The sequence below is a fragment of the Alteromonas sp. KUL42 genome, assembly GCF_006538325.1.
Lineage (GTDB): Bacteria > Pseudomonadota > Gammaproteobacteria > Enterobacterales > Alteromonadaceae > Alteromonas.
The window spans coordinates 1-14,528 of record NZ_BJKK01000005.1 but is presented as its reverse complement, the minus strand read 5'-3'; the positions used below and the strand labels follow the sequence as shown (position 1 = coordinate 14,528).

Here is a 14,528-nt window from a genome sequence, read left to right as displayed (position 1 = left end):
GTAAATTAAAGTTAGCGTTGCTCTGAAACAGAAATCTTACAATCAATTTTAACTTTCTAAGACTATTGCATGTTAAATAAAGGGAAAAAAGTTGGGATATTACAATCAAATTATATTCCGTGGAAAGGTTACTTTAACCTCATAGACTATTGTGATGAATTTATTCTTTACGATGATGTTCAGTACACTCGACGGGATTGGCGTAATCGAAACAAAATTAAATCTAACAACGGATTAAAGTGGTTAACCATTTCGGTTGAAGTTAAAGGTAAGTATCATCAAACCATTCGTGAAACTAAGGTTGTCAGTCAAGATTGGGCGAGGCGTCATTGGCAGATATTAGTCAGCACTTATAGTACTACAGAGTTTTTTAGTATATATGCTCCATTTTTTAAAAAGTGCTATGAAGAAGCCTCAGACTTAATGTATCTCAGTGATATAAATAAATTGTTTATATTGCGAATTTGCCAGCTTCTAGAAATAAAACAAAAATATCTAGTTCAAATGAGTTTGAATTGGTCGATGGTCGAACCGAGAGGTTATTACAATTATGTTGTGATACGAATGCTAGTTGTTATTTGTCTGGCCCAGCTGCTAAAAGTTACCTTGACCCGAAGCTGTTTGAAGAAAAAGGTATAGGTGTAGAATGGATGGAATATGATGGCTACCCCAAATATAGGCAACTTCATGGGAATTTTGAACACGGAGTGACTATTCTTGATTTGATTTTTAACTGTGGCCCTAAAAGTATTGAATATGTTAGAAGAAATAGATTCAAACCCTAAATTGTCAGTAGTCTCAACTCTATATCAATCTTCTAATCATATAGACGAGTTCTATTCTAGATTAGTTGCTTGTTGTAGTAAGCTAACTGAGTCTTTTGAGATCATATTGGTTAATGACGGCGCTACTGATGATTCACTAGAAAAAGCCAAAGTAATAGCAGACTATGATCCGAGAGTCACAGTTATAGATTTAAGTCGAAACTTTGGCCACCACAAAGCCATGATGGTTGGGTTAGCGTATTGCAAAGGTGAGCGAATTTTCTTAATTGATAGTGATTTAGAAGAGTCGCCAGAGTTACTACTACAATTTTCTAATTCTCTGGATGAAAACTCTGATCTTGACATGGTCTATGGAATCCAAAAAAAGCGAAAAGGCGGTTTTTTTGAGCGAGTATCCGGCACTTTGTTTTATAGAACAGTCAACTCTTTAGTTGATATCCCTATTCCAGAGAATTTTCTTACAGTTAGGCTAATGACAAGAAGGTTTGTTAAGGAGTTATGTAGATATGAAGAGAGAGAACTCAACTTTTCAACCCTGATTGCATTGTGTGGATTTAGAAGTAAAGCAATTGCTGTTCATAAGGGACACAAACAACAGACTAGTTACACTATCGGAAAAAAGTTTCAAATACTCGTTAATACAATTACATCAGCTAGTTCAAAACCTCTTTGGATTATCTTTGTTTCGGGCCTACTCATAACAACAGTTTCTATCATTACTATCTTCTATATCTTATTTGAATATATATTTCATGGCATAGGCTTAGCTGGATGGACGTCGTTGATTGTTTCAATATGGCTACTCGGCGGTTTATTAATAATGAGCGTGGGGACTATTGGTATTTACCTTTCTAAAATTTTTATTGAGGTTAAGCAAAGGCCCTATGTCAATATTCGAGAAGTCATAAAAAGACGAGAGCCAAATGATGAGTACTGAAAGTTATGGAAACTTTAGTTACAACCATGTGAATAGCGAGGCTGAGGCTGTTGCAGAAGAGGTTAGGATAAATGGGTGGAGCAAAGTTGTTAAAGTATTTGACCAATCTTTTGTTTCTAAAGTTGGTAACTTGCTAGAAGATATATATCAGCAACAAGAAAAGCTTTTTGGTAGAGATGTGTTAGAAGATATAGATGAAGTCGATCAAGTAAGATGCTTGACGCGCTTTGATAGTATCTTTTTAGGTATTCTCAGGCATAAAAGACTGAAAAGTATAACAGAAGAGTTGTTAGGAACAGCGCATATTTTAATGTTACAAAATGCCGTAATAAGTAAAGGAGGTATTAGACATCATCAATCCTCATGGCATCGTGACATACCCTACCAAAATTTTATAAGTAGTGAACCTTTAGCAATTAATATGCTACTAGTTCTTGATCAGTTCGATGAAAAAACGGGGGCAACAGAGTTATTGCCGTATAGCCATAAATTATCCCAATTACCCTCAGATAAATTTATTGAAAAACACAAAATAGCTATTAACGCACAGGCTGGAGATGTATTAGTGTTTGACTCAATGATATATCACAGAGCAGGTTTAAATCGCTCGAAAAATACCCGAAAAGGCTTGAATAGCCAGTTATGCAAACCTTTTATCAGGCCTCAATATCAACATGATATTGTCGTACCTAGTGAGTTTATTCTAGACGAGTACGATAGGCAATTATTGGGTCAAACATTTCCAATCGCGATGGATGAGAGTGAGTTTCGCGAACGTCGAATATTTAGAAAACAAAAAAATGAAAAGTAAAAAGCTCGTTATATTCGGTATTGCAGAGCAGGCAGAAATTGCAGGCTATCTTTTTGAGTTTGATTCGTTATATGAAGTATCGGCTTACACTGTGCATTCAGAGTATAAAAATAAACAAAAAATGAATGGTAAGCCAGTTGTGAATTTTGACGATGTTGAACATCGTTACCCTCCTGAAGAATATGATTTCTTTGTAGCTGTTGGTTATTCCGACACGAATAAGTTAAGAGAAGGGATATGCAAATCAGCAAAGCAAAAGGGATATTCCCTAACTAGTTATGTAAGTTCTAAAGCGATCACTTGGCCGGGTTTTAAGTGCGGTGAGAATTGTTTGATTTTAGAAAGCAACAATATACAACCTTACGTAAGTATTGGAAATAACGTCACGCTTTGGAGCGGGAATCATATAGGTCACCATAGCATTATCGAAGACAATGCATTTATAAGTTCTCACGTTGTAGTATCGGGAGGCTGTCATATAAAACGGAATAGTTTTATTGGGGTGAATGCTACCTTGCGTGATCACATATGTGTTGAGGAATATAATATTATCGCTGCTGGAGCTTTGTTGACCAAGTCTACTGCCGCATATGGAGTATATGTCGGTGCCCCCGCAAAGCCCCTAGACAAAAAAAGTTTTGAACTTGATGGTATCTAGAACATGAAATGGAAAAAGCTCGGCAGGTTATTTGTTACTGACAATATTCACCCTCAGCTGATAACTCATGCTGCGAATCCTGTCATTTTGTATTTGAAGGGAAATAAGTTCAGAGTTTTCTACAGTGGTCGAGATATTGATAATCGTGCGAGCATTAGCTTTTTCGATATGCAGCTTGATGGAGAAAACTTCAGTATTGATTATGTACATAAGCAACCAATTCTGACGCCTGGAAGGATAGGGTGCTTTGATGATTCCGGTGTTTCAGTATCGTGTATATTGCAAGTAGACGATACACTATGGCTGTATTACTTAGGGTGGAACCTCGGAGTAACCGTTCCTTGGAGAAACAGCATAGGCCTTGCAAAGAGCAAAGACGGAATACACTTTGAGAGGGTGCAGTTAAGCCCAGTACTTGACCGAAATTACCATGACCCTTTTTCTATCTCCTATCCGTGGGTAATAAAGACATCAGACATCTGGCACATGTGGTACGGTTCGAATCTGAGTTGGGGCGAGAGTCAAGAGGAAATGGCACATTTAATTAAATATGCCAGTTCAACTGATGGTGTCAATTGGAACCCAAGTGGTGAAATCTCTGTACCTTTTCAATCTGATTCCGAGTATGCCATATCAAAGCCCTGTGTTGTCCGAGAAGATGGTAAATACAAAATGTGGTATTCATATCGAGGAGATGCTTACCGCATAGGTTATGCCGAATCACCATCAGAAGTTGATTTTAATCGTTTGGATAACCAAGTTGGTATAAGTGTTTCCAGCAGCGGTTGGGATAGTGAGACCATTGAGTATCCATGTGTTTTTGATCACAAAGGGCGCCGCTACATGCTGTACAACGGTAATCGTTATGGTTTATCAGGCATTGGGTTAGCTATACAGGACGTGTGAAATGATGCCTATTGCTTTGTTGTTAGGTATGCCTAGAGCGGCTACTACTTTTTTATATCACCACTTTGACAGCCACCCTGATATATATGTGCCATACAGAAGGAAAACAAACTTTTTTAGCTTGCACTACAATAGGTATTCACCAGATTGGTTTTTTGACCACTTCTCAAAAGTGGAAAGTGCACAAGTTGTTGTTGATACAGAAACTATAGGGTTTGTTGACAAGACAATCGATGTCATTGGAAACATAGATAAGGTATTAGATAAACAAGCTAAGTTTATTCTTTGTGTAAGAGAACCTGGTGAATGGTTGTATTCATTATATTCTCAGGTTATGACTTTTGATAAAAAACGAAATGACATTTGAAGATTTTATTTCTGGTCAATATGTTTTGAACGAAGATGGTTTGAACTTTCCTTTTAATTATCAAAATGGAGATATAAAAAAAAGGATAAAAAGTCTAATTGAGCATTTTGGTGATCGGATCTTGTTACTGGATTATAAAGAGATTCAGGACAATGCGAATAATGCCCTTATAAAGATAGAGTGTTTTTTAGGTGTATCTCCCCATTTTAAAAATAACCCAGTAAATTCGGAATTAATCAATGCAAGTAATAGGAAGAATATTAGACTACTCACTGCATTGATGCGTCATCCGGCATTTATTGGCTTAGCAAGTAGGTTGCCTGTAAGTTTGGTGAAGAAACTAAGAAAAATGTTTGATAGATTTTCACAGCGCTCAAAGCCTATTCAGAGTTACTCTCGACAAGTAGATGTTGCAATGGCTCGGGAGAGGTACAACTTAGATGTGGAGTACTATCATCAGTTATTTTCAAGAAATGACGAATCGCAGCAGTCTTAAGTTTTGGCTCAAACTATTAGTTGGAATGGGGTTATTTCTATTTTTGATATGCCAATTTAACCTTAGAGATGTGGCTCAAAACGTCAAATCAGTTGATTTAACTTGGCTATCGTTTTCCTTTTTAATGGCCAATGCTCTTGTAATTGCAATGGCTATTCGCCAAACCTGCTTGTTCAAACGAGGTAACTTATCTATTAGTGAGAGTGTTCGTCTACAATTCAAAGCTACATTTGCTAGTAATTTTCTGCCTTCTGGCGTAGGAGCAGATGCTTACAAAACCTTTTACTTGAGAAGCAATGGCTATTCGTTAGTTCTAGCTAGTAAATGGGTTTTTATAGATAGATTTAGCGGCATGCTTTTTACAACTTTAATAGGATTAATTGCATTATCTTACGACCCGCTGGTTATATCTTTAAGATTAGACTTACCACCAACTCTGTTACAAATGGGCTGCGTACTCATAAGTGCTTTTATCTTTTCATGTATGGTTATGAGTTCCAAATGGCTTTTTTTACAGGGTGTTTTGCAGGGATATAGGCAGTTTCTACAGCTTATTCTTGTTAATGTAGCAGTTTTTTCTATACAGCTATTGAAGTTTTACGCACTGTGTCAAATGCTTTACGTCGACATTTCTTTTTTGGAGCTAGCCCAATTACTACTTATATTTCAATTTGCAGCACTTATCCCATTTACTGTGGGCGGGTTAGGGGTTGTGGAGGGAGCATTAGTCGCGCTATTTGTAATGTTTGATGTGTCTGAAGGGATTGCTATTGTAATTGCATTAATGAATAGAGCTACAGTAGTTCAAGTTTCACTTATCGGTGCTTATATATGGACATTGGTTGACGAGAAGAGGAAAACTTCCCAAAATAAAAGTGGAGTCGTTTTTTTTAAGTTATTGATTTTTAATGAAAATCAACTTCATGTAAGGCAAAAGATTTGGGAATTTCTTTATTAATCTCAACATACCTAAGCGTTTCAAAAGCAGTGCAGTTAGGCCAACAAATTGTTGACGTTTTCTAAAGGTTTCATCAAAAAGAATTCGATCAATTATGTCATCTATAACGCTAGTGTCGTCGAACAATGATAGTTTGTTTGCAGAAGTGCTCTGCATTATAAAACTCTTAACCTCTTTCTTTTTCACAAAGTTAATGGAATCCCATAGCTTCTCAGTGTCATTTTCGTATTCAAATTTACGGATATAATTCTGAAATACTTTTCGGGTAATTGTTTTATTGATTAAAATTGGGAGTTTAAAGTGTGACTCGTACGGGAACGAGTAGTTTGGACATAAGACTAAGAGTTTACCCTTAGGTTTGAGTTGTTTTGCACTCCACGAAAGCATATGCCTCCAGTCCTCTAAATGTTCGAAAACATTTATGCAAAATATGAAATCGTATTTGTGACCAGGCTTGAAATCTTCATAGCGTATGTTTTTTATATTGACGCCAGATTTTTTCACAAATGTATTTAAATCCCCTAAAGAATTAAAACCATCTCCAAATGGTTCAATACCCTCGAAGCTTGTGTGTGGGTATTTTTCTGCCAATAAAGAAAGTAAAAGTCCGCTACCGCATCCAATTTCAAGGACATTGGAATTTGCATTGAGTCTATTCACTTCCTCGGAAGTAAATCCAAAACCAAATTCAGCCTCTGCAATCCATGTATCTGCTTTTGAGAACTCTAGCTCTCTAACTTGAGAAATAAGGGAAGACATTCAGAACGCTTTATTCATATATGGCTACTCACTCACTTCTTACCTGTGATTCAGAGACCTGACCAAAGCCTATCAGAATATGTCCGTAATCAGTCTTATAGAACACTCGTTGCAACATAAAAACGTGGATGCATTGTATATCTATTTATAAATATTTTTACCCAGCGGGGAAAGGCAGTTTTCCACGGAATGTCTGATATTCCACTGTATTGTGTTTGCTCTTTTTGGGATAGCCTGCTTCTTTCCGCTTTTTTCTCGAAACGTTTTACAACCCATTTGTTTAGCCCAAAAAGAATATTAGATATAGGCACAGCAACGGAGTATATTTGTACATTCTGAAGGCCTCCATCTGATAGTGTTTGTTTTAGGGTATTTCGCTCATATCGACGTAAGTGGCCAACGGATTCGTCCTCTTTGCTCCATAGGCTCATTTTGGCAGGAACAGCGAATAAAAAATAACCTCCTGGTTTTATGAACTTTATACACTCTTTAGTAAAAGCAACGTCATCAAGAACATGCTCCATTACCATATTACATACACCGACATCAAAATTACAAAGTGTAATATCTTCTGTGACGATGTCTTTGATATATGCCTGATATCTGTTTTCTTCAATTTCAGTATGTAGTTTTCTTTTAGTTATTTCGATGGCGAGAGGAGAAAAGTCAATACCCACACCATCTAAAGGCATCATAAGTAGTTCTCGAGATAAGTCTCCGCCACCACAACCGATGTCAATGAAGGTCTTGGCAGTTGGAATTACTTTTGTGATGATATCTAGGAATGCTCTGTGATTACACATTGAACCTGGAGGCAAGAGCTTTACGTATTTCACGTTTCGGATATTTTTCTTAAAGTACAGGATATAAGTGAGTGTGAGGTGGGCAAAAGCCACAACAAATATTTGTTGTGGCTTCGTTATACGACGATACTAATTTGATTCGTAGTCAGCTAATTTAGCCTCTAGCACTTTAACTCTTTCGTAAAGCGCCTTAATCGCAGCCATTGAGACTCCATTGGCATCGACACTACTGATGCCTTCGTCATTCTCGCCAACATTAAACAATGCGTAAAAATCTTGAGACATTGGACCGATATGGCTAACGCTATCTGCTTCGGATTTGTATTTCCATGATGTTATTTCCAGCTGCGCTAATTTATCTAGAACACCTTGAGAGTCAACTTTAGCAAAATTCTCTTTAATGAATTTGCTCGAACCATTGATAAATGAACCACCGTTAGCTCTAATGTTCCCACCATTTTCAATGGTCATTCGTTCTACGATTTCATTAGAGTTTTTGTCAAACAATACGAAAACATAACCGTTAGAAGCATTGGTTGCATACCAAACCTTGTTTTGTGTCGTGTCTTCAGCACCAAACCATGAAGGTTGATTGGCTTTGATTAGGAACATCATTCTACCTTGGGTCGCTGCATTGGTTTCTTCAATTTGCAACATTGGTGTAAAACGACCGCACGCGAGGTTGAATGTTCCATTCGCGCCGCCACAGCTTGAGGTATCACCATCTAAATAATCACTTGTTATTTTTGTTTTACCATCTGAAGCTATAGATAGGCGCTCAGTGTTAGACGATTTAACCTCGAACAAATTTAACGGGGTGGCAGAGCCTATACCAACTTTTCCGTCCGCTAGAACTGAAAATAGTGATGTACTTGATGATTTAACTTCTAACTGTCCAGTGGGGGTATCAGCTGTGCCCATACCGATGCCCACTTTACCATCAGCTTGTACCATAAATTGCGAGCTTCCATTGCTTGTTTGTATATCGAATAAAGATCTAGGTATAAAGCCATTATCGATATTAATACCGAAATTCCCAAAGCTATCTACTAAAACTGCATGATTATTTACGTCAGCTGGGTGAGCCAAATCAAATAAGCCGTCTGGGGTGGTTGTGCCAAGACCTATATCGCCATCGACATCAACAAAAATTGAACCATTTGGAGCTCCGACCCGAATACGAAATGGAAGTTGGCTAGCATTATTGACATCTCTTACAAAGAAATTTGTTTCATTGCCGCCCACGTCCCATGACTGAGCAGCAAAACCACTTGTGCCATCTTGTTCTAAACGAAGGGTAGGCGAGTTACCATTAGTAACCTGTAATGTAACGGCTGGAGTATTTGTATTAAACCCTATGTAGCCATTACTTTTGACATAAATGCTATTATCTGGAGCGCCAGCTGATACTTTAAATGGTTTCTTATTGCTATCGATATCTTCTATTGCAAAATAGTTTTCGCCACCATTTGAAGAATCGTTAGCGCTTAGTTGCCAATCGTTTGAAGGGAAGCTTGCACTGGAGCTTGTATCTTGAAACTTAATGCGAACGTTATTTTCTTTAAGCCTTATTGTATCGAAATTGAAGCTTTCACCGTTAACACAATCAAGCCCCACACATATACTCCCTTGTACTATGACGTCATCTCCATGAACAAAGTCAGCGTTTACTTGTTGCGCTGCGCCTGTAAAGCAGATAGCAGTATACATAGCGAGACGGCTGATGAAGGTTTTCCGTATTCTTGGCTTTTTTTGTTTTGTAATATAATTCATTAGTGTTTCACTCAACATGGCACAGAGAAAATGTGGACAATGCGCTTTTATATAGGTTAATGAGTCTACCAAGTAAACGAGTTAGCTTCTTCAGTTTGCTCAAACTCTTGTATAGAACCACCTTTTACGATGAAGCTGCCTGTATGTACGACAGGTGTGCCAGCGTAAGTATAATTTTTATCGCCTCTTCCGTTATCCATCGTATCTTTAATCAGCTTGAAGGGGCCTACTTGTGTCGCAATACGATAATTATATCTGCCCGGCGGAAGTTTATTGTCAACCGCGGCCATGCTTTTGGAATCATACAAACTTACAGTGTCAGATGAACCCATAAACTTTTGTTCACTGTGATAGCCGTTTGGGCCACTTATCGTTATGCTCCCGCCGTTAGTTTTGCCAGCAACGCGAAACGATATTTTAGATGAAGATGTGGAAGCTTCAATAGCTGGTCTGATTGCTGTTGGTTGTCCTTTTTCCAACTCAAATAGCTCTTGAGAGGTAGCTTGACTAGTAATAAGAAGTAGCCCGATAGGAAGCGAAACTAATTTTTTCATAAGCGGCCCCTTGACCGATTTCGTAAGCAAAAACACTATAGCATTGCTATAAATTAAACTATTTTTGTGAAAATTTCACACATTGAAGTGATTTTTTTGTTTTTGGTCTTTAATTCTGGTCGGAATGAAATTCCAATGTGTCTATAAGTAGCGTTGATACATGTTCTAGTTTTAGAAAGCTCTCAGTATTTCGGGGGGCACTCACTTGTATAAAAAGTACTTCTTGACCTAGTTTAAAAGCTGAATGACTAATATCCACTTCAATCTGAGTTTGTTCGTAGCGGGCTGTAGCTCTTGCCATAACCATTGGCCCATGTTTTGAGTTTGCCTCGAATACTTTCATAATTTTTATTTTGTCTATAGTTTTGGCATCGTTTAGCAGCCGAGTCGTTAAATCCTCAAGTGATTCACTAGTGTTTACTTTTGGCAGCAAGCTAATAACAACACTCCCGTGAGGTAGTGATACATTTTCGGGTGTTGTAACTAGTACAACAGAGTTTGCATATTTCTTTGTTAGCTTGTAACCGCCGGGGAAAGGGAGTTGAATTTTGGGTGATTGCTTGAGGACAATTACTTCCGCTGGTCTCCATGAAATATTACTGAGCATTTCATCTATTTCGATTTTTAACTTATCAGCGTGTTCAAGTGGAATTGTAAAACTGAGCACTGCTGAGTTGTTGTTATTTCCGATTATTTTATGAAATCTAACAAATACCGTATTGGCAATTAAACTGTGATCGATAACTAACGACTTATCAGCAATAACTGTATTAAATTTATCTTGAATAATTATGTTCGAGGCAGATTCTACGTCTTTTATTAAAGCATTGAATTTAGCTTTTTGTGAAACTTCGAATTCATTAAACGTAAGCTTTGCAAATTTACTTTGAAGCGCCCATGCCACATTCGAACTTGTGACTTTTAGAGAAAGTGGATTTGCAATCGACACATTGAAATTTTCCCCCTCTATTTCAATATTTTCAGCATATGAATTCAGTGCTAGAAGTGCAATAAACACAAAGAAAATGGTTTTTTTGAACATTAGGCGCAATCTAAAGAAGTAATTTACAAAAAATATATCAAAAACGTAGCAATGTACTCCAGTATTTTCTATATTCTGTAATTGGTCCAGATAGGGAAAGTAAGCAAATGTTTTCACAAAAAAATAAAGGGGAGCGGCCGTTTCAGGTTGTGTTTTTTTACTTTTTCTCACTGGGGTTTTTATAAGTCCTTTTGGGTTTGCTGCATCATCTACACCCACATTCTCTCTTAGCTTTTCCCCATCGACTGTTCAGATAAATGGCGTGTCTACAGCAACTTTTACTATCGACAATTCGGCGAATGCGTCTGGGGTGTCAGGTGTCGCTTTCACGGCAAACTTCCCCGCTAACCTAGTAATTGCCTCACCATCCAATGCATCTACAACATGTGTATCTGCAATATACAACGCTACAGCAAGTGGCAGTAGTTTGAGTTTTTCTGACGCGAGAATCGGTGCGGGGCAAAGCTGTGTTGTTCAAGTTGATGTGACAAGTAGCTCTGTAGGCTCTTACACCTTAACGAGCTCTAACTTATCTACATCTGCCGGAAATGTTGCGGCTGCTAGTGCTAGTTTAACGGTTCAAAATACTGGGTTACAGGCAACTGCCGGGTTGTCTGTATCTACCATTCAACCCAATGAAGTTACAACGCTTACTTATACTTTTGATGCCAGTGCTATGGGCGTTAATGTAATATCCATGAACTTATCAGAAACATTTCCTACAGGTGTGGTTTTAGCAGATGCGCCAAATTTTATAACGACCTGCACAAGTATGACTGGAACTTTCAATGGAGGAGATACAAGTATTTCCTTAGCTGGTGGTACAGTTAACGCTGGCGCGTCTTGTACCGCTAGTATTGATATAAAAGCCACAAGTGCTGGAGGGTTCTCGTTATCATCGACTACAGGTCTTTATTACGAATCGGGTAACTTTTCCCCGATAACAATACCAACCGTGCCACCTGTAATTCTCAATGTTGTGTTACAAGAAGTGTCAATGGTGTTTTCTTCATTCGCGTCTCCAGGCTCATCGGTAACACTCGACTTCGAAATTCGAAATACTGATCGTGGTAACGACATTACCGACTTGAACTTTACAAGTGATTTGAATGCTACTTTATCGGGGTTATCTGCTACTTCACTGCCTTCTACGGGGTTTTGTGGTGCAGGTTCAACCGTATCCGGCACATCAACACTCTCTTTTTCAAATATTAGTTTAGCGTCCGAGGCAACGTGTAACTTTTCCGTTACCGTTCTCGTGCCCGCTAATGCAGCGCCAGGTGCATATACGCATAATACAAGTACAATCAATTTAACCCGAGGGTCTGCAACAACTATTAATGCGGTGTCTACCACACTCAGGGTGTTTGCAGCACCAACGCTAACGATAAGCAACAGTGTTTCAAACGTCGCAGCGGGTGACACCTACACTTCTACATTTACCCTTACTAATATCGACTCTGCCAATGCCGCTACAGCGCTGTCCTTTACGATGGATATAGCTCAAATCTTGCCATCGGCATCTATTCAAACATTACCAGCAGCGAATAGCTGTGGGTCTGGTTCTTCCTTTGTTCAAACTACTAGTAATGATTCAACCTCTATATTTTCAGTTAGTAACGCCAGCCTAGCGGCAGGTGACAATTGTAGTTTTGATGTTGTTATATCGACTCCAGTCACTGCTGCTACAGGGGATTATTCGTTTACTACGAGCACTGGCTCAGGCAGTGTAAATGGGAGTGGTATACCCATTCGACCAGTTAGTTCATCAATTCACGTTGAAGCTGCGCCATCACTTTCAATGGTATTATCTGAGGCTTCTATTGCACCAGGTGGTTCTTATGATATTCAGTTTTCTTTAACCCATAGTGCGAGCTCTATCGGAGATGTTACCAATGGAAGTTTCTCGTTAAACTTAGGAGCGGTAGCTTCGGGAATGGCTGTCTCAAGCGGGGGGCAGACTGATATGTGCGGTTTCGGTTCGTCTCTTTCGGGTACAACTAATATGTTGGTATCCGGTATAACATTGCAGCCAGGTGATACATGTCAATTTACAGTTTCGGTTTCTGTTCCAAATGACAACTCATTGGTCGGTAGCAAAACCCTGACCGTTTCAGATCTTTCTGCAGATCTTAATCCGTTATCTTTAACAGGCAGCAGTGTTTCTGCGAACCTATTGATCACAGGTTTAACATTTTCACAGGAGTTTGTTCCTTCGGTAACGCTACCTGATAGCACAATAATATCAAGGTACTCAATAGTGAACGCGTCCGGTGCGGACGCAGCGTCGGGTTTATATTTTACCCATAATTTTTCGAATGTTTTGTCTTCGATGCAAATTACCAGTCTTCCTGCTTCACCATGTGGAAGTATGGTTAGTGGTACATCAAATTTTGAGTTTTCTGGTGGTTCATTAGCTGGTGGTTCAACTTGTACTTTTGATGTTGAGTTAAGTGTTCCTGCGGGGGCATCAGAAGGAAGCTATGTAAGTGTTACCTCAGCCTTAAGTGCAGCAGTAGGTGGTAACAACATAGCCATAGATGCGGCTTCCAGTTCATTGACTGTTGAGTTGTTAACCGTTTCCATAACAAGTGCCGAAGCCTCAACGACAAGTGCTTCCTCTATACCAATTAGTATCAATTTTAGTCGAGACGTTACAGGTTTTGAGGTTTCTGATATTGGGGTGACAAATGGTACTGCTGTAGATTTTTCAGGCTCTGGTAGTGATTATACCGCGAATATCAACCCCTCTTCAGATGGCAATGTAGTTATAAGTATCAATGCAGGTGTAGCAAACGATGCTATTGACAATACGGTTACTAACCCTGCTGCACAGTCGTTAACTTTTACCTACAGTTCTACACCTATTTGGACTATCCCCACAGTCTCTATTGGAGCTGCAAGTGCTTCTTCAACCAACACTGGCCCAATTACTTATACATTGACCTACACTGATGCCGATCAAATCACACTTGGTGAGTCAGCAATATCACTCAATAAGACGGGGACCGCTAATGCGACAGTCGGTGTATCTGGTTCAGGTACCAATACGCGCACAATAACGTTGTCTGATGTTACCGGAGATGGAACATTAGGTATATCTGTCGCTTCTAATACGGCAAGGCATAACTCGGGCGGTTCGGCTGCCGCGGCAGGTCCCTCGGGTACATTCGTTGTTGATAACACAAAACCAACAGTTGTAATAACTGACTCTGTAGCTGCGACAATTAAAACGCCCTTTACGGCTACCTTTACTTTCAGTGAGCCGGTAACGGGCTTCACTTTGGGGGGAATAACTGCGAATAATGCCGTTGTGACTGAGTTTTCCGCAATGTCTAGCACGGTTTATACGGCTTTGATTTCGCCTAGCTCACAGGGCTCTGTAACCGTAGATGTCGCAGCTGGTGTGGCTTCTGATAGTGTTGGTAACACAAATGTTGCTGCAAGTCAGCACAGCGTAACATATGACACAGTAGCGCCAACGGTAGTTATTTCAGGTCCAACAACGGATACTAATGCAGCTTTTACCGCTACGTTTACGTTTAGTGAGCCGGTAACGGGTTTTGTTGCCGGAGATATTTTGGCAACGAACGCAGGCGTGGGTGTCTTATCTGCCACTAGCACATCAGTTTATACGGCTACCATTACGCCTAATGGCGAAGGTGCCGTTACAATAGAT

13 protein-coding genes and 1 pseudogene are annotated in these 14,528 nt (G+C 39.2%); 9 read left to right on the top strand and 5 right to left on the bottom strand.

Annotated elements, in window-relative coordinates; all coding sequences use genetic code 11:
- The first annotated feature begins 69 nt into the window (after positions 1–69).
- The 8 genes and pseudogenes from EYR97_RS08835 to EYR97_RS08800 all read left to right on the top strand — a co-directional run bounded on the left by EYR97_RS08835 (position 70) and on the right by EYR97_RS08800 (position 5,918).
- Positions 70–785, top strand: a pseudogene (locus EYR97_RS08835) (WbqC family protein).
- Positions 757–1,722: a glycosyltransferase family 2 protein gene (locus EYR97_RS08830; protein ID WP_131093481.1), complete on the top strand. Its 966-nt coding sequence runs from the start codon at positions 757–759 to the stop codon at positions 1,720–1,722. The pseudogene EYR97_RS08835 and the gene EYR97_RS08830 overlap by 29 nt, the downstream one beginning before the upstream one ends.
- Positions 1,709–2,533, top strand: coding sequence for a phytanoyl-CoA dioxygenase family protein (locus EYR97_RS08825; RefSeq protein ID WP_131093480.1), 825 nt, complete (start codon positions 1,709–1,711; stop codon positions 2,531–2,533). The genes EYR97_RS08830 and EYR97_RS08825 overlap by 14 nt, the downstream gene beginning before the upstream one ends.
- Positions 2,523–3,191, top strand: a complete 669-nt coding sequence (locus EYR97_RS08820) for an acetyltransferase (protein ID WP_131093479.1) — start codon at positions 2,523–2,525, stop codon at positions 3,189–3,191. Before EYR97_RS08825 ends, EYR97_RS08820 begins: the two co-directional genes overlap by 11 nt.
- A gap of 3 nt (positions 3,192–3,194) precedes the next feature.
- Positions 3,195–4,097 carry a hypothetical protein gene (locus EYR97_RS08815; RefSeq protein WP_131093478.1) on the top strand — a complete coding sequence of 301 codons (903 nt, stop codon included), beginning with the start codon at positions 3,195–3,197 and terminating at the stop codon, positions 4,095–4,097.
- A 1-nt stretch (position 4,098) separates the two neighbouring features.
- Complete coding sequence (locus EYR97_RS08810) at positions 4,099–4,464, top strand: hypothetical protein (RefSeq protein WP_131093477.1); 366 nt, start codon at positions 4,099–4,101, stop codon at positions 4,462–4,464.
- Positions 4,454–4,960: a hypothetical protein gene (locus EYR97_RS08805; RefSeq protein ID WP_131093476.1), complete on the top strand. Its 507-nt coding sequence runs from the start codon at positions 4,454–4,456 to the stop codon at positions 4,958–4,960. Before EYR97_RS08810 ends, EYR97_RS08805 begins: the two co-directional genes overlap by 11 nt.
- On the top strand, positions 4,905–5,918 hold the full coding sequence (locus EYR97_RS08800) for a lysylphosphatidylglycerol synthase transmembrane domain-containing protein (protein ID WP_131093475.1): 1,014 nt from the start codon (positions 4,905–4,907) through the stop codon (positions 5,916–5,918). Before EYR97_RS08805 ends, EYR97_RS08800 begins: the two co-directional genes overlap by 56 nt.
- Here the strand turns inward: EYR97_RS08800 and EYR97_RS08795 are convergent.
- The 5 genes from EYR97_RS08795 to EYR97_RS08775 form a co-directional block, all read right to left on the bottom strand.
- The gene (locus EYR97_RS08795; protein ID WP_131093474.1) at positions 5,856–6,677 is read right to left on the bottom strand and encodes a bifunctional 2-polyprenyl-6-hydroxyphenol methylase/3-demethylubiquinol 3-O-methyltransferase UbiG; all 822 of its coding nucleotides are present in this window, start codon (positions 6,675–6,677) and stop codon (positions 5,856–5,858) included. The genes EYR97_RS08800 and EYR97_RS08795 overlap by 63 nt on opposite strands.
- Positions 6,678–6,772: 95 nt before the next feature.
- Positions 6,773–7,513 carry a bifunctional 2-polyprenyl-6-hydroxyphenol methylase/3-demethylubiquinol 3-O-methyltransferase UbiG gene (locus tag EYR97_RS08790; RefSeq protein ID WP_131093473.1) on the bottom strand — a complete coding sequence of 247 codons (741 nt, stop codon included), beginning with the start codon at positions 7,511–7,513 and terminating at the stop codon, positions 6,773–6,775.
- A 96-nt stretch (positions 7,514–7,609) separates the two neighbouring features.
- Positions 7,610–9,253 carry a tail fiber domain-containing protein gene (locus tag EYR97_RS08785; RefSeq protein WP_131093472.1) on the bottom strand — a complete coding sequence of 548 codons (1,644 nt, stop codon included), beginning with the start codon at positions 9,251–9,253 and terminating at the stop codon, positions 7,610–7,612.
- 65 nt (positions 9,254–9,318) lie between these two features.
- Entirely contained in the window at positions 9,319–9,807 is a 489-nt protein-coding gene (locus EYR97_RS08780) for a hypothetical protein (RefSeq protein WP_131093471.1), read from the bottom strand.
- 109 nt (positions 9,808–9,916) lie between these two features.
- Positions 9,917–11,068 (bottom strand): hypothetical protein, encoded by a 1,152-nt coding sequence (locus EYR97_RS08775; RefSeq protein WP_131093470.1) that lies wholly within the window; start codon positions 11,066–11,068, stop codon positions 9,917–9,919.
- A gap of 43 nt (positions 11,069–11,111) precedes the next feature.
- On the opposite strand from EYR97_RS08775, the gene EYR97_RS08770 reads away from it, so the two are divergent.
- Positions 11,112–14,528 (top strand): Ig-like domain-containing protein (locus tag EYR97_RS08770; protein WP_131093469.1); only part of this gene is annotated, 3,417 nt, incomplete at its 3' end.

What these genes read in the sequence shown, in the direction of transcription:
- EYR97_RS08800 (WP_131093475.1), top strand. Translation starts at nt 4,905, where the DNA reads ATGTGGAGTACTATCATCAGTTATTTTCAAGAAATGACGAATCGCAGC.
- EYR97_RS08825 (WP_131093480.1), top strand. Translation starts at nt 1,709, where the DNA reads ATGATGAGTACTGAAAGTTATGGAAACTTTAGTTACAACCATGTGAAT.
- EYR97_RS08785 (WP_131093472.1), bottom strand. Translation starts at nt 9,253, where the DNA reads ATGAATTATATTACAAAACAAAAAAAGCCAAGAATACGGAAAACCTTC.
- EYR97_RS08805 (WP_131093476.1), top strand. Translation starts at nt 4,454, where the DNA reads ATGACATTTGAAGATTTTATTTCTGGTCAATATGTTTTGAACGAAGAT.
- EYR97_RS08795 (WP_131093474.1), bottom strand. Translation starts at nt 6,677, where the DNA reads ATGTCTTCCCTTATTTCTCAAGTTAGAGAGCTAGAGTTCTCAAAAGCA.
- EYR97_RS08810 (WP_131093477.1), top strand. Translation starts at nt 4,099, where the DNA reads ATGATGCCTATTGCTTTGTTGTTAGGTATGCCTAGAGCGGCTACTACT.
- EYR97_RS08820 (WP_131093479.1), top strand. Translation starts at nt 2,523, where the DNA reads ATGAAAAGTAAAAAGCTCGTTATATTCGGTATTGCAGAGCAGGCAGAA.
- EYR97_RS08830 (WP_131093481.1), top strand. Translation starts at nt 757, where the DNA reads ATGTTAGAAGAAATAGATTCAAACCCTAAATTGTCAGTAGTCTCAACT.
- EYR97_RS08815 (WP_131093478.1), top strand. Translation starts at nt 3,195, where the DNA reads ATGAAATGGAAAAAGCTCGGCAGGTTATTTGTTACTGACAATATTCAC.
- EYR97_RS08780 (WP_131093471.1), bottom strand. Translation starts at nt 9,807, where the DNA reads ATGAAAAAATTAGTTTCGCTTCCTATCGGGCTACTTCTTATTACTAGT.